Origin of the sequence: Methanolobus sp. ZRKC3, assembly GCF_045291275.1 — an archaeon.
GTDB lineage: Archaea > Halobacteriota > Methanosarcinia > Methanosarcinales > Methanosarcinaceae > Methanolobus.
In genome coordinates this window covers 1,430,524-1,454,666 of record NZ_CP146982.1, presented here as the reverse complement: position 1 = coordinate 1,454,666, position 24,143 = coordinate 1,430,524, and the positions used below count along the sequence as shown (strand labels likewise).

20 protein-coding genes are annotated in these 24,143 nt (G+C 42.0%); 9 read left to right on the top strand and 11 right to left on the bottom strand.

Annotation, left to right across the window (positions count from 1 at the left end):
* Window positions 1–117: 117 nt before the first annotated feature.
* The 9 genes from V7O66_RS07290 to hisS all read right to left on the bottom strand — a co-directional run bounded on the left by V7O66_RS07290 (window position 118) and on the right by hisS (window position 9,137).
* Entirely contained in the window at window positions 118–576 is a 459-nt protein-coding gene (locus V7O66_RS07290) for a 30S ribosomal protein S15 (RefSeq protein ID WP_406659645.1), read from the bottom strand.
* A gap of 198 nt (window positions 577–774) precedes the next feature.
* Entirely contained in the window at window positions 775–3,090 is a 2,316-nt protein-coding gene (locus V7O66_RS07285) for a PAS domain S-box protein (protein WP_406659644.1), read from the bottom strand.
* 327 nt (window positions 3,091–3,417) lie between these two features.
* Window positions 3,418–3,927 (bottom strand): hypothetical protein, encoded by a 510-nt coding sequence (locus tag V7O66_RS07280; protein WP_406659643.1) that lies wholly within the window; start codon window positions 3,925–3,927, stop codon window positions 3,418–3,420.
* A gap of 287 nt (window positions 3,928–4,214) precedes the next feature.
* Window positions 4,215–4,757 carry an ATP-binding protein gene (locus V7O66_RS07275; protein ID WP_406659642.1) on the bottom strand — a complete coding sequence of 181 codons (543 nt, stop codon included), beginning with the start codon at window positions 4,755–4,757 and terminating at the stop codon, window positions 4,215–4,217.
* Between the two features lie 323 nt (window positions 4,758–5,080).
* The gene (locus V7O66_RS07270) at window positions 5,081–6,259 is read right to left on the bottom strand and encodes a hypothetical protein (RefSeq protein ID WP_406659641.1); all 1,179 of its coding nucleotides are present in this window, start codon (window positions 6,257–6,259) and stop codon (window positions 5,081–5,083) included.
* A gap of 32 nt (window positions 6,260–6,291) precedes the next feature.
* The gene (locus V7O66_RS07265) at window positions 6,292–6,819 is read right to left on the bottom strand and encodes a hypothetical protein (RefSeq protein ID WP_406659640.1); all 528 of its coding nucleotides are present in this window, start codon (window positions 6,817–6,819) and stop codon (window positions 6,292–6,294) included.
* Window positions 6,773–7,423, bottom strand: coding sequence for a hypothetical protein (locus V7O66_RS07260; protein WP_406659639.1), 651 nt, complete (start codon window positions 7,421–7,423; stop codon window positions 6,773–6,775). The genes V7O66_RS07265 and V7O66_RS07260 overlap by 47 nt, the downstream gene beginning before the upstream one ends.
* Window positions 7,413–7,895, bottom strand: coding sequence for a hypothetical protein (locus V7O66_RS07255; RefSeq protein ID WP_406659638.1), 483 nt, complete (start codon window positions 7,893–7,895; stop codon window positions 7,413–7,415). Before V7O66_RS07255 ends, V7O66_RS07260 begins: the two co-directional genes overlap by 11 nt.
* Window positions 7,896–7,904: 9 nt before the next feature.
* The gene (gene hisS / locus V7O66_RS07250) at window positions 7,905–9,137 is read right to left on the bottom strand and encodes a histidine--tRNA ligase (protein WP_406659637.1); all 1,233 of its coding nucleotides are present in this window, start codon (window positions 9,135–9,137) and stop codon (window positions 7,905–7,907) included.
* Between the two features lie 279 nt (window positions 9,138–9,416).
* Here hisS and V7O66_RS07245 point away from each other — a divergent pair, with 279 nt between their 5' ends.
* The 9 genes from V7O66_RS07245 (at window position 9,417) to ahbC (ending at window position 22,962) form a co-directional block, all read left to right on the top strand.
* Window positions 9,417–13,490: a hypothetical protein gene (locus V7O66_RS07245; protein ID WP_406659636.1), complete on the top strand. Its 4,074-nt coding sequence runs from the start codon at window positions 9,417–9,419 to the stop codon at window positions 13,488–13,490.
* Window positions 13,483–14,085, top strand: coding sequence for a sarcinarray family MAST domain-containing protein (locus V7O66_RS07240; protein WP_406659635.1), 603 nt, complete (start codon window positions 13,483–13,485; stop codon window positions 14,083–14,085). The genes V7O66_RS07245 and V7O66_RS07240 overlap by 8 nt, the downstream gene beginning before the upstream one ends.
* 163 nt (window positions 14,086–14,248) lie before the next feature.
* Window positions 14,249–15,547: a TrpB-like pyridoxal phosphate-dependent enzyme gene (locus V7O66_RS07235; protein WP_406659634.1), complete on the top strand. Its 1,299-nt coding sequence runs from the start codon at window positions 14,249–14,251 to the stop codon at window positions 15,545–15,547.
* 115 nt (window positions 15,548–15,662) lie between these two features.
* Complete coding sequence (locus V7O66_RS07230) at window positions 15,663–17,882, top strand: ATP-dependent DNA helicase (protein WP_406659633.1); 2,220 nt, start codon at window positions 15,663–15,665, stop codon at window positions 17,880–17,882.
* A gap of 117 nt (window positions 17,883–17,999) precedes the next feature.
* Entirely contained in the window at window positions 18,000–19,280 is a 1,281-nt protein-coding gene (hisD, locus tag V7O66_RS07225) for a histidinol dehydrogenase (RefSeq protein ID WP_406659632.1), read from the top strand.
* Between the two features lie 104 nt (window positions 19,281–19,384).
* Window positions 19,385–19,783, top strand: coding sequence for a DUF1699 family protein (locus tag V7O66_RS07220; protein WP_406659631.1), 399 nt, complete (start codon window positions 19,385–19,387; stop codon window positions 19,781–19,783).
* A gap of 257 nt (window positions 19,784–20,040) precedes the next feature.
* On the top strand, window positions 20,041–20,799 hold the full coding sequence (gene cobA / locus V7O66_RS07215; protein WP_406659630.1) for a uroporphyrinogen-III C-methyltransferase: 759 nt from the start codon (window positions 20,041–20,043) through the stop codon (window positions 20,797–20,799).
* Window positions 20,800–20,811: 12 nt separating this feature from the next.
* On the top strand, window positions 20,812–21,621 hold the full coding sequence (locus V7O66_RS07210) for a uroporphyrinogen-III synthase (RefSeq protein WP_406659629.1): 810 nt from the start codon (window positions 20,812–20,814) through the stop codon (window positions 21,619–21,621).
* A gap of 138 nt (window positions 21,622–21,759) precedes the next feature.
* A complete protein-coding gene (ahbC, locus tag V7O66_RS07205) occupies window positions 21,760–22,962 on the top strand; it encodes a 12,18-didecarboxysiroheme deacetylase (protein WP_406659628.1) in 1,203 nt (400 codons plus the stop codon).
* 262 nt (window positions 22,963–23,224) lie between these two features.
* Here the strand turns inward: ahbC and V7O66_RS07200 are convergent, their stop codons facing one another.
* Both V7O66_RS07200 and V7O66_RS07195 read right to left on the bottom strand, forming a co-directional pair.
* Window positions 23,225–23,575: a desulfoferrodoxin family protein gene (locus V7O66_RS07200; RefSeq protein ID WP_406659627.1), complete on the bottom strand. Its 351-nt coding sequence runs from the start codon at window positions 23,573–23,575 to the stop codon at window positions 23,225–23,227.
* A 35-nt stretch (window positions 23,576–23,610) separates the two neighbouring features.
* Window positions 23,611–24,123: a ferritin gene (locus tag V7O66_RS07195; protein WP_406659626.1), complete on the bottom strand. Its 513-nt coding sequence runs from the start codon at window positions 24,121–24,123 to the stop codon at window positions 23,611–23,613.
* Window positions 24,124–24,143 lie beyond the last annotated feature (20 nt).

Genomic DNA, 24,143 nt, shown 5'->3' with positions numbered 1-24,143 from the left:
TTAAGATATTGGCTTATGTTATCTTCATAGAAATATGCTTACAGCTCAGGTCTCAGATATTTGTTAAAAAAAGAAGTGTGTGGCCCGAAGGCCAAACAAGTTTTACATTAATGGAATTTATCTTGTGATCAGCATCTCAGCTGTTTCTGGCTTGTATTTCCAGTCTGCTGGGAGTGTTTTAGTGGACTGGTAGTATTTGACCAGCCTTCTGATCTTTGCTTCTGTGTTTTGAAGGGAGCGCTTGTTATGAACATCCTTGTGGTTGTAGTTCATGTGCTTCCTGATTCCTATTGCCTTTACGAGAAGGTTGTACAGGTCTTCAGGCAGAGCAATTTCTTCTCCACTGTCCTTAATGATCTGTGTAACCTTCTTGCCTGTAATAAGTTTTACATCAGGTACGCCATATTTGTCTCTGAGTACCATGCCAATTTCACTTGTGCTGACTCCTTGTTTCCACAGGTCAAGAGCAACTTTTGTGATCTCTTCTTCGGTCATGGTTGACCATACTGGTGCCTCTGTACGGATAGGTCTTGTTGATCCGGATTTTCCTTTATTCCGGGTGTGCATTTTTGCCATGCATTTCCTCCTGATAATTGTAATACGATATGCTATGTGATTCTGTTTATACTACATTTCCGGGCCATGTTGGCGAACAGGAGATACTCCCGAACAATGCAATATTATAATGGCGAAGTGCTCCTAATGAGCTCATTATCTAATATATATGTTGTGATTGGATATTTTCTTCAATACTCATGTAGCATCTTCAATTTTTTAGTTAATGGGAACAGTGGGAACCTCCCGCTTTCCACATTTTGATAATCTTACATGAACGGTAGTGCCAACATCCATCTCACTCTCGATCCATATCTCCCCATCATGTGCGTCGACAATACTTTTAGATATATACAGCCCCAAACCAGTTCCACCATATTTACGCTTAGTTGATGCATCTATCTGATAAAAACGCTGGAATAGTTTTGGTATAAGCTCTTTTGGGATGCCAATACCGGTATCATTGATTCTGATGTGGATGAAATTATCTTCATCTTCCACTTCAAATGTTATCTGTCCACCGGGATTGGTAAACTTAACCGCATTGTCCAGAAGGTTTGTTAACATGTTTGCCAGTTTTTCCCTGTCACCTTTTACGGGGGGGAGATTAGCAGGCACATTTTTCTGAATACTAAGACATTTCTTTTCAATCTGAAATATCATGTCATCCACAACATTATCAATGATGTCTGAAATTCGGACATCTTCAAATTTGTATTCAATAGTTGCGGACTGCACCATACTAATATATAATAGCGAATTTACCACATTTATAAGTCGTTGGGTGTTGCGTGAAACAACCTCAAGGGCATCTTTTTGTTTATGATTTATATTTCCAAGTGTTTCATCATAGATCAGATCGGTATATCCTTTTATTGAAGCAATGGGAGTATTTAATTCATGACTCACGTTGGACAGGAACTCATCCTTCATCCTGTCAAGTGATTTTAGCTCATCGTTTGCCCTGGATAATTCGTAGGCGTACTGCCTTAGGTCCTTCTCAGCCTTTTTACGTTCGGTGATGTCTCTTATTATTGCCATATCAGCAGGCCTTTCCTCATGGATAATATAGGATGCATTTAATTCGGTGGCAACCTTTTTTCCTTCACTGGAGAGGATGCATATCTCGTACTTTTGAGGAATGCTTGGATTCTTTTTCAATCTCTCTTCGTATCTCTCAAGGACCATGTCCCTATACTCAGGAGATATTAATTCAGAAAACGGTTTTCCAATAATTTCCTCTTTGGAATATCCTGTAATGTCTTCAAACTTTGAGTTAACAAATTTAAATACATAATCCTGGATAATAACAATTCCATCATTTCCTTTTTCCACAAGGGAGGAATACTTCTCCTCCGAAGCCTTCAGGGCATCATACGCCATTTTGCGTTCGGTGATGTCCTCAATTATACCAATACCGCCAAGTACCGAACCTTCTTCTGATATATTTGGGCTGTAATAGGCTCTTATGGGTGTGACCTTATCGCCACTTGTCGATTTATACTCTCCTTCATAAAATCCCGACTTCTTTGAGAGGACAGAATCAAAAGCAGCCTTCATTTTTTCATCTCTCAATGATGTCATCAGGTTAAACCCGATTATCTCCACTTTTGGCAAGCCAAGTATTTTGATCAAGCTGTTGTTACAATGTCTGACAATTCCCTCATTGTCAAAATCAAATATTCCAAGCGGGGAGTTCTCAAATATCAGGCGATATTTCTTTTCAGCTTCCAGCAAAGCTTCCTGTGATATTTTTTGTTCAGTGATGTCGATGATTATGCCCTGATAATAAGCAGGTATGTCATTTTCATCACGCGCGATAAGTGATCTCTCACTAACCCAGCGTATGTCTCCGTATTTTGTAAGTATTCGATAATCGTGGGAGAAATAAGTGCTACCTTCAATTTCATCTCTGTGGAGCTGAGATTGGAACTTTTCCAGGTCACCTGGGTATATAATGTCTAAATAATTTATCAGGCAAGAAGTAAAATCCTCAGGACTGTAACCAAATTGTCTGATATTATCTGATACATATTCCACAGGCCAGCCTTTTTCAGCAAGCCACAAAAATGCAACCACTGGACTGCTCTTGTAGATAGTTTCCAGCTCTTTTTCCGTTTTAAGTGAATCCAATAATTGCTTTTCACTGACCTTTCTTTCGGTGATGTCCTCAACAGTACCCACCATGCCATCATAGTTTTCTCTTTCATCAAGCAAGGGTATAAGAACACCACTTTGATATGTCAGATTGCCTTCCTTTGTTATCATCGAAAGTGAATCATACGGGGCTGGTTTGAGTGTTTTTTTCACACGACAGAATAATTCCCAAAAGTGATTCTGATCGCGCATGCTCTGGTCTTTAACATATTGAAGAAGATTGTTGCCTATGATACTATCTTTTGAAGCTCCGAAAATATATTCCATCCCTTTATTGAAAAAGATTATATTCTCGTTTTTGTCGACAGCCCAAACTCCAGTCCATATGCTATCCAATATTTTCCCATAAAAACCATTTATGTCAGTTATCCCGGACATAAGAAGTAATTCCTGCAGACCTGTAATTCAGCCAAATGTTCAGATACCTCCGAAAAATGCTGATATCACTAAGTATTATATCCCGTAGTTTATATGTGGCTGCTGATGTAATTAATATCTTTGCTCACATTCCAGTTGATAATATGAGCTTATCAAATTAGGACTCTGTAGAGTTCCTCAATGTTCGGACAACAATGTAATTTAAAATATTACATGATGTGTTACGTGGTATTGGAATATAATCCCAATTACAGCCTATAGATGTTGATTTTGATATGAATTCTAAAGAGCCGAAAAATTAAAAATAGGACAATTACTAAATTCCTATCACTCGAATGAACCTTTTTCATGTGTTTTCAATGAAACTTCATCGTGTGTTTTTATCATAAGGTTATACTTATTTGTTTTTTTAGGTGGGTTCAACTCTTTATTCATCATGTCAACCATTTGTTTTAGATTACTTACGAAATCTTTTACAAGAAGGATACCCTCCGAAGGTTGTTTACCCTGAATGCACAAACCGTCCCAATACATTTTTAATTGATAAAGATCAAGAGGCTTTCCTCTACCTGCTTTTACTTCATATATTATAATCGTACCATCTGTTTTTTCTCTATATACATCAATTTTTGTGCCAGGTGGCCACACGCTGTAGTTGACACTGACTTCATCTTCAGGGTCTGTTGCCTTTATCTGTTTAATCCATTCTTCCCTCAATGCAAATTCTGTTTCTTCTCTAGGGTTACTCACTGGGGGATATTCATTGAGTTTTTCAAATATAGTATCCCAATCGGCATCATTTGCATTAAAGTCGGTTTTATTGTGGATAGTAGTCAAAACACCTCGAGGTACTTTTGGAATAATTAACTCGCCAACAAAGTCATTGTACTGATTATGTCTCGCTAGTGGCCTCTCCCCATCCCCTCTTTTTGTTTTCCATATACTTCCAAACTGGTTGGTTGCAATTACCCTTTTATCTAACCTTATGTCAATTCCCTGAGTTGGAATATTTCCTTGATAATAATACTTTGCCTTTTGGCCTAAAACTAGTTCCTCTCTTTTTATGTCATCAAGAAATCCATATTTATATTGAAGCCTATAGGTTTTACCACTTAACTCTACATCTAAGTATACGTTTTTCCTGTCTCCAATAGGAACATGAATTGGAGGAACGATTTTTTTACTTTTACTTTGATTAAAGTAGAAATATCGGCAGGCAAAAACTTATTTTTTGGGAAGGAATCACCTTCCTTAATAACCATATCCTTTCCGAATGGACCTTCAACACTAAAAATTGTGTCTCCATCTATTGGCTTTGTCCATATTCTCCACGGTCCGTTTCCTCCAGATAGTGTTACAAGGGAATTTTTCATACCGAAACCATGTTCATTCAACCGATTTTCAGTGGTTGCAGGATCGCCTGGTTGTAAACTTTTCCTCAATATATCTAATGTCATTCCTCTACAATCATCTATAAAATAGACATCTACGGAGTCATCTTTATTGTCTAATAATATAATATCAATCCTAAATTTATCCCCCTCTGGCTTGGATGCAATCGAATTGTCTACTAATTCCCCTACACATTGGTGAAATTTAAGATTTTGTTTTGCAAGTCCTAAAAACAACCCTTCCGTTGCATACAATTCTACCTTATGATCTTTCATACTCCCTTATATAAAAAATCAAATTCAAAGTCTACTACATTTTATAAAAGGTTATAACCATTTTTGATGATATAATCCATAATAAAACACCATAAATATCATATGATATTTGAGAGTATAAATATTATCACTAAATTGGACTATGTAGAAATCCTCAAAATTTGGACGAGAATCGAAGTAAATAATAATTTAAAATGTATTGACAGATATTGATGCTTATTTTGATGTCCACCTATTGATGTTGATTTTGATAGGTTTTCTACCGAGCCCAAATTAGGTAATAATTTTTCAATTCTAATTCGATGTTATCCATTGTACTTTTTTCATTGCCATAAGAAGAGTATTATTTCAGCTCCACCTGTATCAAAATTTCTGCATAGAGAATCCAGTTGTTGGTCACGTATTTCCCTACTCCTGCTGTTTTCTGTTTCATTAAGTATCATGGATACGCTCTGGTTGATCTCAGCTGACATTTCATGCTCAATGTGTGAGGCAATGTTTTTCCTGTTGCTATCAATGATGCCTGCTTCAATGTTGTCAATAAGGCCCGTGGTTATACTTTCATTTGCTTCTGGAACAGTGAAATTCAGCCTGTAAACATCATTTAAGGTGTAGTTGATCACTTTCAACGCTATCATGAGTTCCGGCTTCTGGATATTTTCATCAGGGCTTGCTATCAACGATACCTGCTCACTATTGGATCCAATTTCCGTGTTGTCCAGTGTTCGCAGGTAGTCTGCTGGAAATGCAATGCTGGTAACAGTTTCTGCAGCATAGGCAGATGTTATGCCAATAATATTGTTAAAACTCTTATGTAATTCTTGTTCGGGGTTATCTGATAGAAGCGCTTCCTGGAAAATACTGTCATTCATAGATGCGAACACATCTTTTCGGGAAAATATGGGATCTAAGGGCAACGATATTTTAGCACTTTGACGGATGGCATCTTGCGGTGCTGTATCTCCGATGACGATATCGCTTCCAATATAACCTTTAACAGGATGCCAGTGCGCTTCCAACCTGTATTTGTAACGTCCGCCTATTTCACTGTCAATATATTCCTGAATGGACACTTTTGTTTTAACTCTGTGTTCTTCAGTCATTGGATTAAGGGCTATATGGTTTGCATTGCTTTTTATTTCCAATCCAAGTACAAGGCTTTCAGCGACAATATCTGCAAAACTGCGATGTTTTTGTTCTCTTTTGTATAATGTTTTCTCTGCATTCCCCACCATTGAATTCTCAGGTATGGATAGATTGTAGCCTGCTAGTTCTGCGGGTTTGAATGTATACTCGAACTCATCTGTTTTACTGCTTAATATAGAACTAAGGAGGTGGTTGTCCATTTCCTGGGCACAAATGTAGCCAGAACTCGTATACTGGTCCTCAGCTGCCAGATTTGGTAAAAGGATCACTGCTGATATGGAAATAAGCACAAGGAAAAAGATGGCATCCAGGGTCGTTGAGAATGCATCTTCATTATCTGTATATTTTCTGTACATGTTCTCTCCCTTATTTCCCATGATGCTGCAAATCATATCCATTTGTTCTTCCGGACTTTAACAGTTAAAGTTCCGGGAACACAACGCGCATTATTTCCAAGTTCTATCACAACAGGCGCAGAGGCAGCGATGATATCCTTTTGACTGGAATTACCTTCATACCGGTCAATGGTCCAATGATATTGTGCGTCATTTGTGGAAACATCAACAGAGAAATCGATGTTTCCTGAATATCTCTGAAAGAACATAATGTGTTTCTTATCATCCCTTATCGGAGTAGCTATCTCATCCAGTTCATCAGCAGAAATAACATCTATACGACTCCCTTGTATCTCTTTGTAGCCTACAATATCATTTGCTATCAGTGCAGCATGTCTGTAATTTTCAAGTGCATAGGAGTTTTCATCAAAGGCAATGTATGTGCTTGAAACTATGGCAGTAAAAATAACAAAACCAATGACCACCAATGCAGTTGAGATGATGTCATTGTGGGGTTCAATGAATGCTCTGTCATCATTGGTAAACGAGGATATATTCAAGATCTCTGACCTCAGTATCATTTATATAGAATATCAATGTTTTTGCAATGTGTACTTCGGTACTCGTATTTAACTCTGTTTCTTTTGTTCCAAGGTATGCCAGAAAATCGAAAATGTCTTCATAGGTAAAAGGTAAATTTATCGGGTCATTCAATTCTCCCCCTGCGGAAAATCTCTGGATCATTTCGCTGGAGAGTTCCTCCGGGGTGAGGGCAAGTGTTCTGTATGTGAGTGGCTCTGCCGAGAATATTTCCCTGTTATTTTCCCGATGTGACACTGCTATGTATTCGCCGGAAACTGATACATTCATCGTGTCAAAAAATCCCCTGTCTCCTCGATATTTGTCAAAGGAATAATCTTTTTTTGCAGAGGGACTTCTGTAAGGGCTGCTACCTACTGAATCTATTGCATAGCTCATGTCCTGAGATATCACTTCAAGCTGTTCTTTTTGATTCAACTGCTCCAGGTCAGCAGCAAAGTGGTAGAGAGCTGCCAGTATAACCACAGTTGCAAATATGAGTGCTGTTTTTGAAAGTATAAGGTCTATCCAGGCGCCTTTATCTTCAAGAAAAATAGAAAAATTCCTGCCAATGTATCTTTTATGTAAGTACCTGTCAAATTTCATAGACCTTCACAAAAATTCTATTGTCAGTACTTCTTTTAACACTTTCGAGTGTTAATGTATGAGTTCCCGGGTTCAGGATGACAGGTCCACTGGTGGTAATGTCTGAATATGATGCAAGTGACTGCCCAACAACTTCTCTGTTTCCGATACTGATATAGTAATTCCTTGAGTCTTCAGGCCAGAGAGTTTCCCTTCCGGGAATGGCGCCCAAAACGATTGTAGTCTTTTTTGGTATATCAATATCAAGTGATAGCCTGCTTCCAGCACCGTTTGCTGACATCATCCTTGCGTTGGAATCAATTTCAATGAAAGCAGTCTCACAATCGTGGATACGTTTTTCTTCCAGCAACGATGAAACTGCTGTGGATGATAGGGCTACGAGAATAAGAATGATCATGGATGCAGCGGTGAATCTCATTGGAAGGGCGTCTGCCGCCCTATCGTCAATGAGCAAACTCCTCTGCTGAATCATCTTACTACCTTATAGTGCTAGTTTTTGTATGGTCTCTTCAATGGTCAGGAGTTCCTGATTGCCACTGTCCATATCCTTAAGAGTGACCTTGCCTTCTTCAAGCTCCTTCTCACCAATTATTATGGTGTAACTGGCTCCAATGTTATTGGCATAGGACATCTGCGCCTTGAAATTCCTTTTCATCAGGTCGATGTAAACAGGAATATGCGGACGAAGCTGGACGGCAGCCTTTACCGCTTCAATACGTGTGGATTCCTTGGCGATGATCACTACCGGACTGGAGTCCTCCGGTTCGATATCACAGACTTCCATTATCCTGTCAAAGCCCAGTCCGAATCCGGTTGATGGTACGTCTCCGCCACCAAATAATTTGATGAGTTGGTATGATCCTCCACCACATACCTGGTTTTGAGCTCCAAGGCCATCTGCATATATCTCAAAGACTGTGCCAGTGTAATAATCAAGACCTCTGGCAATACCAAAATCAATGGTGTAATCAACTTCGTATGCATCAAGTAGTGTCAAAAGTTCCTGGAATTCGCTGAGTTCAGGAATATCTCCTATGAGCTCCTGAGCTTCTGTTATTGCGCTGTCTCCTGTAAGCTCGATGAGTCCCTGGAGCTTGATCCGAAGTTCAGCAGGAGCATTGATCTCCTCAAGGAATTCTTCCAGGCCTGTATGATCTTTCTTGTCGACAAGTCTCATTATTTTGCTCTGCTGCCCGCTTTCAAGTACACTTAGAAGGTTTCTGATAATTCCAAGATGGTTTACGTGGAGGTCGCCTTTGATGTTGACAGCTTTTAGCATTTCGGAGGCAAGGGCAATAATCTCTGCATCTGCATCCGCCTTATTGCTCCCTATCAATTCGACACCGAATTGCCAGAATTCTCTGAAACGCCCCTTCTGTGGCCTTTCGTATCTGAAACAGTTCTCGAAATAGAAGAGCTTGAGAGGGCGCTGTCTTGCCTGCATCTCATTGACATACATTCTCATAACAGGGGCGGTAAGTTCAGGTCTCAGGGTCATATCCCTGTCACCTTTGTCTGTGAAATTGTAGAGTTCGCCTACGATGCCTTCTCCTGATTTAAGTGTAAAAAGGTCAAGACTCTCAAAGGTGGGTGTGATTACCTCTTCAAACCCCCAGTTCTTAACGACTCCGCGTAAGATGTTCTCTACATTCCTTCTGCGCCTTGTGTCCTCTGGGAGGAAATCCCGTGTCCCACGTGGTCTGTTAACTTTCATTATGGATCAACCTGATAAAATATATTTAAATGCAAATGTTCTTTTTGCTTACTTTGGTTTTGCTTGAATACTAGCTGGTGGGCTATTTTACAGTTTCGATTAGCTTTTTAGTTTCACTCAAACAAGATTCCACTTTCTTTTGGATCGATAGTCTCACACATTTGTATCTATTTATGTACTGGCGTATTATTTTTTTATTTATGCCAGAACAAAATGACAAAGTTTAAATATATCTCTTTCTTGACTAGGCGGACTGTTAATAACTTTATCAGGTGTATCATGATATCTCGAAGGGAAGGCAGAAACAGGAATTTTTTGCAGAATAACGAGGCCTATATCCCCTTTGCCATAATAGGTATATTCATAGTTCTTGCTTCGATAATGGTCTCTTTCTACCTGACAAAAATGGATTATGAGGTCGCAGAGGCAATTTACGATAACAGGCAGGATGGTATGGAAAAAACAGCCGCTGATCTTGCTTCGGCTGACCTTGCCAGATGTTTGAACTATGCAGGTATGCAGGCGCTTAAGTGGCAGGGTGAACATCCCATCATCAGATTAGAAGATGCTGCTTATGATGAGTGGGGGAAGGATGGATTCTCTGTGAGCATAGATACAAGGGATGTTGAACCCGGTGAAGTGCTTGATGTATCTGTCACCCTTCCCTCTAATGTTTTTCAGGCCATAGTATCCTTGTTTACAGAGAAACCCCGGACATTGGTGGTTCAGGGTTCATCAGGGACCATTTACCAGACCATCGTCTATGATGAACTTCACTCTTTCTGGAGCCTGTCCGAGTTCCAGGAAAGTATACTTGTCCCTGAAAATGCAGCTGATGATCGTGCATACCTGATTCTCAGTTATGGGAATGAAACTAAGGCAACCAACTGGTTCCATGTAGCTACGAATCCTGTAAAGGATATAACTGCACATCATTTCAACACATTTATTGAGGCTTCTTACCAGGATGATATGCACACGTTCAACAATTACGCCATAAATGTGGAACAGAATATCTCCTCTTCCAGAATAAGAATAGATAAAATAAATGGTACACTTGAACGTGAACTTGAGCGTTCGGAAAATGAAGGGCCTGATTATACTATCTATTATACGATGTCCATAGATAATCTCAACTATAGTCTTGTGGATATCTCTACGGGAGAAATGTACAACGATAGCATGGACATCTCGACTGTCATAACATCACGTGAGCCGTTGCTTGAGGAGCTGACCAATGAGTATGAAAGGTCCCTGAATGATGGAATGACATCGGATATTGTGCTGGGTGCCACCAATATACGCACTTTTACATACGGCCCCTGGCAGCATTATCTCAACGGTCCACTCAATATCGTGACTTCTCCCTCCCTTACTTCATCTGTGAATGCAGGCACTATCTACGCCCAGAAAAGGATATTTGACTCGGTAGACCCGTGGGCTCTGACATATACAACCTACTATAATGGAAAGGTGCTCTACAACGATATCAAAAGGGATAGCTCCGATTACGAGGAAGCCAAAGAAAAGAACCTCAGTAGCACTTATGACAGCCTTTCAAGCGATGGTTCATTCAATGTCAGTATTTCAGCTGGTATCAATGGATCCATGAAGGATTGCAATACAAGTCTCGAAGAAGTGGCGAACAATTCTAAGATCACCATCTCGGTTTCAAATTTTACTGATGCTGTGTATTATGGCTGGGTATTTAATGACAATAATGGAAATAGCTGGGATGCCCGATATCCTGATATGTTGCACGATGTGAGCCACGAGGTCTATAGTGCCACCATACAGGGCCAGGTTTTCAGGGATGGTTTCGATAAGGTGAATCCTTATGGTCTGGATCCGGGAATCTCAAGTTTCGACTCTGTCTCATATGATGGCAGGAGATCAAAGACGGGCAAGGATATCACATGGAAGGGTCACTATCCTATTTCCATATCACATAATGGTGCACTTGTGCCGGAATATGACTGGAATGGAGTAATCGACCTTGATCACAAGGTAAACGTGGATGCTTCCTCTCATAAATGGTACTTTAAGGATGTCAGGGTGGAGCCTGTATCAAATGACATTGTTTGCGAGGGTGTGGGTGTAAGCTATGATTATCTGGGAAACGATACGCTTGTTTCCCATGAGCGCACGGATGGCTACCTGAATTCTGAAAATCACAGTTTTGACTGGAGGGTTACCTACAAGATAAAATTTAAGGTAAGGACTCGCTGGAACATCTACTATGATTATCATTGGTCATACAAGACCTATAGTTCGGTAAGTGGGTGGAACTTTCATAGTGGTGACTCATCCAAATCCCTGAAAAACTATCCCTTGCAGAATGTAGTATCTGTTTTCCATGAGGAAACGGAGAGTGAGGATATCACAATAGTCTATCACCAGTATCTCCCCTCTGGTGGATACGATGGTTTCAGCAGTAACTACGAAGCTGGAACATCTCATGATTACAGGAATACTCCGATCGTTGTGGATGGTGTCTATGCACTCGATCAGTGCTCCTCGGATGCAGCGGACAAATACCGGGATATGTATGTGAATGTAGCTGGTATCGAAGCAAACCATATCCTCTATTCGAATGGCAGCTATGTACCGAAGAAAAAGGTATACTGTGATATTCCTGGATGGCTGCACAAGACCATGGCAATGGAAATGGAGGAAATGTTCGATGCCATCAATGCAGACAATCCTTACAGGGATGTTTCCCTGCTTGGGGATAATCTTGGCAAGGATCCCACAAAGCTGATACAGGCAGCCTCTGTTGACCTGGCTGCTGAAATGGGGGGAAACAGCAAAAGGGAATCGTTTGTACAGCAGGATCCTCATATGAATATTTCTCAATTCAATACAAGTAGCGATGCATGTCGTGCAATTGCAAGGAATGAGGCATACGACTACTTGCTGCATGAAATGGTGGAGAGAAATAAGGGTGTAAGCAATTCTTTTGAGGACTACGTGGAAAAATCCTTCCTGAAAGAAACCGGAAGTTCCCTAGTAAAACTGGTCGGTGACAGTGTATCCACAAATATGATATTTGACAACCCTGCCATGGATAAGGCATCCACTGCCCTTGCAAGTGAAATGGGTATCATCGAGACAATGACCATCACATGCGAACCCCACAGCAAGTACAACTGGACTGAGGACATAACCCTCATTGTCGATCAGTATCCCGATTATCTCTATCATGACCCTGACTTTGACATGCAGGGCCAGTACCAATGGATTGACGAGGCAACAGGAAGGGAGGTCTATCCTCTTGGTGTACGTAATGTGTGTGTGTTCTCAACAGGAATTGGTGATGATATTGCAAAGATACTGGAAGACTGTGCAGATCCCCTGAAAGACTCGATCTCCCAGTCCATGAGCCAGAGCATCTCTGATATGAACTCTGAGGTAGATTCTCTTGTGAATGATATTGCTTCCCAGAGCACTGGACTGATAGCAAACGGAACCTCTCCTGACATGAGCATCATTGAAGATAATCGTAGCAGGATGATGAGTGAATATGGTACCAGCATCAGGCAGAATGTGCCTGCCATGGTTGCAAAGGAAGTCAGTAGCGACCCTGTAATGCGGGACTGGATAACCGAATCCGAAGTGAAACATCTGACAAGTTCCTATCTCAATTCCCTGACAGATGAGGAACTCATTGACATGGTTGCCGATAATACATTGCAGAAAAAGATTCTCAAACGTGTAAGCAAAAAGATAATTTCCGAAAACCCCACGGCAAACTGTGATGAGATGGATGCAGTTCTCTACCGTCTGGAAGCAGACTTGCGTATCGGTGTTGCAGACGGTGTATGCGATGCCATAAAGTTATGCCAGGTGAGCATCGACCAGTGTTTCCTGAACATCAACACCGAGTTGCAAAACAAACTGGACGAGTCCACCGAGAAACTTACAGGTCAACTTGCAGAAAAGATGGAACAAAGATTACAGAAATCCATGAATCTGGTTCCCTGTGGCTTGCCGGTGATTCCTCCTAATTGGGTATGTACTGTGAATGTCTGGGAGTATGATGTTGTAGGAAAATATCGTACATTCGAGGTCACTGACAATGACAATGAGTGTATGTTCAATCCTTATTTTGGGCATGATGCGCAGGTTTATGTGAGGGAAAAAGATACGATTTACCATCCCACAAAAGTGAACGAAATGGGGTATGTTTCGATATTAGGCGACAATATGCCCATATCTTTCAAGTTCAATGGATATGCTGCTACAGTTGTTGGACCTGGCTCAAAGGGTGTTGGGGACAAGATTGGTGGCAGGGACGAAGAATCTGTAGGTTACGATGAATTATTAAATGAAATTGGTGTATTATATGAATAAAAAATTAATTTTATGTACGCTTGTGTTTACTTTATTATTGTCTACATTAGGTTCAGCATCTAGTTCTTATCTTTCTATTAATCTTTATTGTAATGATGTATTGTATCCTGATACATCCACACCAAAACCTTTTGTAAAAATAGGTGAGCCTTTTACACTTAAATTTGATTTAACTTCGAATCAAGAATGCCAAATGGTGGTAGAACTTTCTGACCTTGGCAATGGTGTTGGCATGGAAAATTTTGTAGTTATAAATGGACCTGCCGATTTAGGAAAGCATTATGTGAAGATATATTCAGAGAATGAAACTTACAGTAATGAATGGACACTCAAAGCAACTGAAGAATGGGCTGGCGGTAGCATGCCTATAAATTTTTATTACTCTCTTTTGCTGCCAGGTGAAAAAGAAGCAAGATCATCGGGTGAATTCACCGCCGCCTACGTAACCATCTCCAACGAATACTACGATGGTCCAATCGCTGAACCAACTTCTGACCAGCAATCAAGCACAGAATCTCCATCAACGCCGGCCTTTACTTTGTTGAGTGCGTGTATTGCTCTTGCAGCAGTTTCATTTTATAGAACGTATCGATGATTGTCATAAATCATCGTGCTTCTTTTTTAGCAAATTTCAGGACAAAAGAAGCCTTGCTTTGTAATAAAATCCACAATATTATTAAAATCAAAAACATTAAATATAGCGACCAATGTACTGAATTATACATTATTGAATTCTATTTATCTACAGAGGCACAATTATGGATCAGACAAAGATATTACTCGATGAGAATGAGATGCCAACACAGTGGTATAACATTCTTGCGGACCTTGAGGTGGCACCTCCACTTAACCCGGCAACAAAGGAGCCTATGAAGCCTGAGGAGATGGAACCACTCTTCCCAAAATCACTCATTGCTCAGGAAATGAGTCAGGAAAGGTACATTGACATTCCACAGGAGGTCCTTGAGATCTACAAGCTCTGGAGACCATCACCTCTGCACAGGGCACACAGACTTGAAAAAGCACTGGGTACTCCTGCAAAGATCTACTATAAAAACGAAAGTGTAAGTCCTGCAGGCAGCCACAAGCCAAATACCGCAGTCGCACAGGCTTACTATAATATGAAGGCAGGCACAGAGAGAATCACCACAGAGACCGGTGCGGGTCAGTGGGGTAGTGCATTATCTCTTTGCTGTAATTATTTTGATATTGAATGTAAGGTCTACATGGTACGATCAAGTTTCTACCAGAAGCCATACCGTAAGTCCCTTATTAATCTCTGGGGTGCAACTGTAATACCTTCACCAAGCACAGAAACCCAGTTTGGAAGGAAGATCCTTGAGATGTATCCTGAAACCTCCGGAAGTCTGGGTATCGCCATCAGTGAAGCTGTTGAAGAGGCAGCTCTCAACGACAATACCAAGTATGCGCTTGGCAGTGTTCTCAACCACACCAGCCTGCACCAGACCATCATAGGCCTCGAGACAATGAAGCAGTTCGATAAGACCGAGGATTATCCTGACATAGTTATCGGATGTTGTGGTGGCGGTAGTAACCTCGCAGGTGTTGCTCTTCCATACATCAGGGACAACATAGCAGGTAAGACTGATACAAGGATAATTGCAGTTGAGCCATCCGCATGTCCGACCCTTACCTCAGGAAACTTCGAGTATGACTTCGGTGATATGGCACAGATGACGCCACTGCTCAAGATGTACACACTGGGCTCAGAGTTCATACCACCTGCCATCCATGCAGGAGGTCTCAGATACCACGGTGCATCACCAATTATCAGTAAGCTTGTGGCAGATGGTCTGATGGAAGCTACCTCATACCACCAGGTGGAGATATTTGACGCAGCAGTGACCTTTGCACGTAGCGAGGGAATCCCTCCTGCACCTGAATCATCACATGCGATCAAATGCGCCATCGATGAAGCACTCAAATGCAAGGAAACCGGCGAAGAGAAGACCATCATGTTCAATCTCAGTGGTCACGGTCACTTTGACATGGCATCCTATGACAAGTACTTCAGCGGTGATCTGACCAACGATTGATCTTTCCTTTGAATTAAAAAAGCAATGGCATGTGTTTCATGTCATTCATTTTTTTAATCGATTTTTGAGCTTGGGTAGTTTTATTAACATTACTGACTTTTTTGACTGAATACCAATGAAAATAAAATCACTTGACCTGCCGGATGACGTTATTCAGTTCTATCTGGATTCCGGCATAGAAGAACTCTATCCTCCTCAGGCAGAAGCCATCGAAAAAGGCCTCATTGACGGCAACAACATTCTTGCGGCTATACCCACAGCATCGGGAAAGACGCTGCTTGCCGAGCTTGCAATGCTAAAGTCCATTTCAAAGGGTGGCAAGGCACTCTACATAGTACCCTTGAGAGCACTGGCCAGTGAGAAGTTTGACCGCTTCAGGCAGTTCTCATCCATAGCGATCAAGGATGGGGGGGTAAAGGTAGGTATTTCCACGGGTGATTTTGAATCCAGGGATGAGTGGCTGGGTTCCAACGATATCATTGTCGCAACATCCGAAAAGACCGATTCTCTCTTGCGTAACAGTACATCCTGGATGGAGGATATCACAACCATTGTGGTGGATGAGGTGCACCTGCTTGATTCTGCAAACAGGGGTCCTACTCTGGAGGTAACTCTTACCAAGCTGATGAAACTGAATCCTGGTTGTCAGATCATAGCTCTTTCAGCAACTGTTGGGAATGCATATGAGGTGGCTGATTGGCTCAGGGCAAAGCTTGTGCTCAGTGAGTGGAGGCCCACGGACCTTAAAGAAGGCGTTTTCTATGGCGGGAATATAAACTATCGCGGCTCGCAACAGCTGATAAATGAAGGTTCTAATGATGATGCGGTCAACATTCTCCTTGATATTCTTGGGGATGGGGGTCAGTGCCTTGTATTTGAGAGCAGCCGTAAGAACTGTGTTGGGTTTGCCAAAAGAGCAGGCAGGGCAGTATCCGACCTGCTGGATAAGAAAACACGTGATGCCCTTGATGGTATAGTTGCCGAGGTAATGGAGGCAGCAGAGTCCGAAGCCTCAAAGGTGTTGGCACAGTGCATCAGAAATGGTGTTGCATTCCATCATGCAGGCCTCAACTCCGCCCATCGAAGACTGGTGGAGGATGGCTTTCGTGAAAATACGATCAAGGTTATATGCAGTACTCCGACCCTTGCAGCCGGTCTGAACCTTCCTGCAAGACGAGTCATAATAAGGAGTTATAGACGTTACGATCCCAATTATGGTATGCAGCCGATCCCTGTTCTGGAATATAAACAAATGGCGGGCAGGGCAGGTCGTCCACATCTTGACCCATACGGTGAGGCGGTGCTTATCGCTAAGTCCTATGATGAGATGGAATCTCTTTTTGAGAATTATGTGGAAGCAGATGCAGAGGATATATGGTCCAAGCTAGGTACTGAGAATGCCCTGCGTACCCACATTCTGTCCACCATAGTGAATGGCTTTGCCACCACCAGGGCTGGACTGATGGATTTCATTGAATCCACTTTTTTTGCCCACCAGAATGATACATGGGGCATCATGGAAGTTGTTGATGAATGTCTGGATTTTTTGAAAGAACATGAAATGCTGGAAGGGGATGAAAATCTGTTACCGACTCCACTTGGAAGGATGGTATCCATGCTTTATATTGATCCGCTTTCGGGTGCTAATATTGTCGAAGGGCTCAAAAAGGTGCAGCATCCAACTGAACTAACTCTGATGCATCTTATTTGTAAGACACCTGATATGAGGCAGCTTTACATGAGGTCCAATGATTATGAGATAATCAATGATTATGTAATGGACCATGCGGATGAATTTGTGGAAGTTCCGAGTCAGTTCAAGGCTACGGATTATGAATGGTTCCTTGGCGAAGTAAAGACTGCTCTTCTGGTACTTGACTGGATAAATGAGAGGTCCATGGACGATATCAGTAAAAAGTTCAATGTTGGTGAGGGTGACATCCATGCGTTTGCGGATATTGCAGAATGGCTCATGCACTCTGCATCACGACTTGCAGGTTTGTCACAGCTTGAAAGTGCAGATATGGCCTCAGTGCTGGAAAAAAGGATCCATTATGGTGCCCGTCCGGAACTAATGGAGCTTGTGATGATACGCGGCATAGGCCGTGTACGTTCACGTAAGTTATATGATGCAGGTTTTGTGAGTATAGCAGACATCAAGAAGGCTGATGTGGGAACCATTGCTAAATTAATAGGTCCGAAAACCGCTTCAAAGCTGTTCACGGAAATAGGTAGTGATCTGAAACTACCTTCTGATGAAGGTGGAGTGATTTCCAAAACAATGGATTCATTGCTTGGGAATGAGCAGAGTACGTTCAGTGATTTTGAAAAATAGGCTTCATTTGAAGCATCTATATATAATGAAAGTATATTTTGTGCAGATACGCTAAGAAGAATCCAGGCTAATAATATTAAAAATCAAATTTCATTAAAATGAGTTTCAGGGATTATCATGCTTTACAAGAATTTATCTGAATTAACCAACGAAGAAATGGCTAAGCTCCTCGACCGCAGTGGGGAATTATCAGATGTTGGTGAGACTGTCGCTGCCATACTTGCAGATGTGAAAGCAAACGGGGATGCTGCTCTGCGTGAGTATACGAAAAAGTTTGACGGTGCCCAGTTGAGTGACATTGAAGTTTCCAGTGAGGAAATAGATGAAGCTGTAAACAGCATCGATGAATCCCTGTTAAAGCATCTCGAATTTGCGGCAGAGAACATCAGGAAATTCCACCAGGCTCAGATGCCCGAAAAACTCTGGTTCATGGAGCTTTCCCCTGGTGTAGAACTGGGTCAGAAGATAACTCCCCTTTCAAGTGTGGGTGCCTATGTTCCGGGGGGTCGCGCTTCATATCCTTCTACTGCTCTTATGACTATAATCCCGGCAAAGGTCGCAGGCGTGAAGAATGTTGTTATGTGTACTCCTCCGGGTTCGGATGGAAAGATAAATCCACTCACACTTGCAGCAGCAAGAGTTGCGGGTGCCGACCATGTGTATAAGCTAGGTGGCGTGCAGGCTGTCGCTGCAATGGCATATGGTAGTGAAAGTGTTTTGAGCGTTGACAAAATAGTAGGCCCCGGTAATGTATTTGTCACAGCTGCAAAGATGCAGGTCCGTGACTATGCTGAAATTGATTTCCCTGCAGGTCCCAGTGAAGTACTTATCATAGCCGATGACTCCGCAGATGCGGCCATGGCAGCTTCTGATATCATTGCCCAGGCAGAGCATGACCCTAATGCAGTGTCGGTTCTGGTTACCACTTCTGCAAAATTGGCACAGGATGTCAGAGATGAGGTAAATAAGCAGGCAGCAAAGACCCTGAGGTATGAGATCGTTGAAAGTTCTCTCAAAAATGCTGCTATAGTAATTGCAGATTCCATTGATGCGTGCGTTGAGCTATCAAACGATTTTGCTCCTGAGCACCTTGAGATCATGGTGGAAGACGCAGATGCCGTACTTGAGAAGATAGAGAATGCAGGTTCCATATTCGTTGGTAACTATGCCCCTGTACCGGTGGGCGACTATGCGTCCGGTACCAATCACGTATTGCCTACTGCAGGTTATGCAAAGGTCTATTCGGGACTCAATATCCTTCATTTCCTCAAGATCGCAAGCATACAGAGAATAAACAAAGAAGGTCTCGGTACCTTGAAAGATGCGGTCATCTCAATAGCAGAAAAAGAGGGACTGGCGGCCCATGCTGATTCTATTCGCATGAGGTTTAAGGATTAACATTTATTTTTTTTTGTGCCCGAAATCGATAATTATTTAATAGGTAGACACTTACACTTATTTAGTAAGTTCTAACTGCATAGAACTACAAGTGAGGGAGTTCAATGAAAATAAGAGTCGTAAGTTCACGGGAGGAAATACCAAATCTCAACCCGAGTGAGAAGGTAATCCATCTTGCTTTTAGGCCATCGAACAAGGATATATTCTCCCTGGTGCAGACATGCCCCAAGGTGGAAGTTATCCAGATACCAAGTTCCTACAGGCGGACGGTTTCCAAGTCCATTGAGATGTTCATGGAAATGCAGGACATAAAACTTGTAGAGGGCGATGTGTGGGGGCACAGAAAAGATATCAATGAGTACTATAGCGTATCACCGGCTTTGCTTGACAAGGTCAAGGAACTCAAATCGGATGGTTTGTCTGACGAGGAGATCGTCAATAAACTGGAACGTGAGGGTAAACTGAATCGTGATATGTTGTTCTACATATTGAGCAAGAAGTAATTACCTTTTGTCATCGGGTTTGCAGAGTAGGCTTGCATAGTTCATACTGTATCAGCAGGTTGACTCTGCCCTTATTTCTTTTCTACATTAGGTTCATTACATTTTTAGTTTGTAATCTGGCAATTTGATATGCTGTTTTTTAATTCATGTTTCGATCCAGATGCAATAATGTCAAATTAACTGGCAGGACGACGAATTTATATAAGTTAATAAGTTCATTACAAGCAGAAAATAAGACAGGAAAGGATTTTGCGAACATGACTCAATATGGAAAAGTGTATCTGGTTGGTTCAGGGCCTGGAGACCCGGAACTTCTGACGATTAAGGCTCGAAGATTGATTGACACCGTTGATGTTGTAGTTTATGACCAACTTCCGGGCAAGGCTATACTTGACTCTATTCCTTCCGGAACTGAGAAAATAAACGCCGGTAAGCATTCAGGCGAACATACTCTAAAACAACATGAGATAAATGCGGTTATTGTTGAAAAGGCAAAGGAAGGAAAGAGTGTTGTCCGTTTGAAGGGCGGGGATCCTTACATGTTCGGACGCGGTGGCGAAGAAGCCCAGGAGCTCATTGAGGCTGGTGTCCAGTTCGAAGTGGTGCCAGGTATCACGTCTGCTGTGGCAGTGCCTGCATATGCCGGAATTCCTGTGACCCACAGGGATCATGCATCAATGGTAACTTTCATAACCGGTCACGAAGACCCGACAAAAGATGAAAGTGCTCTTGACTGGAAGACACTTGCAAATTTCAATGGTACCATTGTCATCTTCATGGGTGTGAAGATGCTGGGCAGGAATGTAGGCGAACTCATGAAGAACGGCAAGGACCCGCAGACTCCCGTTGCACTCATAGAGAGGGGCACGCGCCCTGACCAGAGGGTCACGATCGGTACTCTTGAGAATATTGAAGCAATTGCTAAAGAAAGGGGTGTAAAGACTCCTGCAATAACCATAATTGGTGACGTTGTCAAACTTCACGAAGAGCTTGGTGAACAGTTTCTTTCCGAATAAGGGGCTTTGGTTATGACTGAACTGGATAAAAAGCCTGTACTTGCGATAATGAGGCCGGAAAGGTATGTAAAAGGATCCGTGGAGCTTGCAGAGTCACTTGGTTTTGAATCCGTTGCTGTTCCAATGATAGAGCTTACGGATATGAAGGATGCTGAATTCGATGGCTTTGTCGAAAGAGTTCTTTCAGGCAGCTCCGATTATGTCATATTTACCAGTGCTAATGGGATCGATTTCACTCTGGGTAAGATCCCTGAGGATTCAAGGCAGGACTTCATGGATGCCCTGAATACTACCAATGTCATTGCCATCGGTCCTACGACCCGTAAGTCTCTGGAGAACCTTGGTATCAATGTAATGGGCATGCCAGGTGTCTACAGTTCAGAAGGCATAGTTGACTATCTATGCGGTTCGGTGGAAGGCAAGATCATAGATATGGCAAGGAGTTACTATGGCTCATCCTTGCTCAACGAAGGTCTCATCAAGTGTGGAGCAATAGTCCATGAGACTCAGGTATACACGCTCATTAAACCTGAGGGTGAGATGCAGCGCCAGTTCATCAGGGATGTGTTTGATGGGAAAATAAGTGTTTTTGCATTTACAAGTTCCATGATGGTGCACAATTTCTTTGAGTACGCCCGGGAAGTTGGTTCTGAGGCTGAGGCAGTCTCCATTCTTAACGGCTCAATAGTAGCTGCCATAGGTGGTCCCACGGCAAAGACTCTTGAGGGCTATGATGTTAATGTATCTGTAACTCCTGGAAAATTCACATTTGAAGATGTACTGCGGAAGGTGCTGGAAGTAATTAGTCCCGCATCATCCTGATTTTTTATTTTTGTTACATACTATTATCAGATTTTTTTGCTTGTGCAACTACCATAGATATAATATAGTATGGTTGTATAGGTTGGTCACATACTAATAGCAGACTTTCTTTTGTCCTTTTATTTCGGAGCACTTGTTATGATAGGTATTTCAAAGTTATATTGCAGAACTGTAGAGCCATCGGACGCGCTGCGTTATGGGCGTGATTCTAAGAAGCTCCCTTCGCATTTGTTGCAGTTCTCAAAGGATAAGAAACCAGTTGTCGTCTGGAACATAACCCAGCGTTGTAATCTTCGTTGTGCTCACTGTTATGCTCATTCAAAGGATATTGAATACAAGAATGAGCTTAGTACTGAACAGGGAAAGGAACTAATCGATGATCTCGCAGAATTCGGTTCTCCTGTAATTCTCTTTTCAGGTGGCGAACCTCTTATGAGAAAGGACCTTCCTGAACTTGCAGCCTATGCAACATCAAAGGGTATTCGTGCAGTGATCTCCACCAATGGTACTATGATCACCGAAAAGGTTGCGCAGAAGCTCAAGGATATAGGTCTGTCCTATGTGGGTATTTCCCTTGATGGTATGAGGGAGACCAATGACAAATTCAGGGGCATCGAAGGTTCATTCGATAAGGCTCTGGAAGGCCTGCGTAATTGTCAGAAAGTGGGCATAAAGGTAGGACTACGCTTTACCATCAATCGCCACAATGTCCATGATATCCCTGCAATATTTGACCTGCTTGAGGAAGAGAATATTCCTCGTATCTGTTTCTACCATCTTGTATATGCTGGCCGGGGCTCAGAGATGGTAGATGAAGACCTGTCTCTAGAGAGAAGCAGAAAAGCTGTAGACCTTCTTATTGACAGGACTCGTGCACTCCACGAAAAAGGCAAGATGGTGGAAGTTCTGACAGTGGATAATCACTGCGATGGGCCATACATCTACCTGCGTTTGCTGAAAGAGGATCCTGAGCGTGCAGCCGAGGTTCTCGAACTTCTCGAGATGAACAGGGGTAATTCCACAGGGATTGGCTTTGGCTGTATATCCTGGGATGGTTCCGTGCATCCTGACCAGTTCTGGAGACATTATACATTTGGTAACGTAACGGAACGCAAGTTCAGTGAGATCTGGACCGATACTTCAGATAAGCTTATGGCAGGACTGAAGGACCGAAAACCGCTCATACAGGCCAATGCCGACAGGTGTGCAAAATGTAAATGGTTCGATGTCTGTAATGGTAACTTCCGTGTCCGGGCTGAAGCTGTGTTCGGTAACGTATGGGCCGACGATCCTGCGTGCTACCTTACAAAAGAAGAGATCGGATATCCTGAGGATGACTGATTTTTCCTTTTTCCTTTCTTTTTTCCTGAATTTACATGTGTGGAATCAGGTAGTTTAGAAATACATACGCAAGTATGGCTGCTGTTATCGCAAGAAAAAGAAGCTTCATAGCAAGTTTTAAGAGCATTTTTCACCTTTTTATTAGCACATGATCTTGACAGAATGTGTATTTAATCTGTGTATACTATAAGCAAAATCTGCTCATGTATAAAAGGAATATGGCGCATAAGGCGCCATTTGCAAAAAAAATTATTTAATATGTTTAAACTTCTATGCAGTTCTGCCAGACTCCATGTATATTGCAGCATTCGAGGGCACAGAATGCCTTGAAGTCATCAATATTGTTCACATGGAATGAGGCAACAGGGTTTGTGTGTACTGGTTCGAAGTTCATTCTGCCCAGGTCTACGGTATTTCCTTCTTTTGTAATGCCGTATAGCTCCACCCATTCAATGTGATGCTCTACTGTGTTTGGATGTGGAACTTCCTTTCCTACGATAACTCTGACTAAGTCGTTGCCTTCCTGTCCATGACCCTTGATGATGTCAATCTCAGGTACATGCTTCTCTTTGCCTTCAGCTTCCTTTCCTTTCAGTATATCTCCAAAGTTCATATTCTCACCTCATCGTTTAATTCGTAGTATTATTGTTATTCTTTCTTTACAGGTGGTACGAATACCCTTGTAGCAAGTTCCCTGTCAAGTATGAACAAACCATTGCCATCGTTTCCTATAAGCTTCAATTTTGCAATGATCTCATTGTCATTTCCTTCCTCTTCAATCTGCTCTGTTACATACCACTGGAGGAATATCTGTGTTGCATAGTCTCTTTCCTCGGTTGCAAGATAGACGAGGTCATTGATGGATTTGGTAATGAACTGCTCATGCCCAAGGGTTGCCTCGAACATCTCAAGAAGGGTGCCAAAATCGGTTGGTGGTTTCTCAATAGCTTCCAGCACAACTTTTTCTCCCTGGTCGTTGACATAATTGTATAGCTTCATTGCATGTGTCATTTCTTCCTGATACTGTACCATGAACCAGTTGGCAAAACCATCAAGTCCGACATTGCTGCAGTGCGCGGACATTGACATGTAGAGATATGCTGAATACATTTCCTTGTTAATCTGCCCATTTAAAGCAGCATTCATTTTCTCGCTAATCATTCAATTCCTCCTTTTTGATC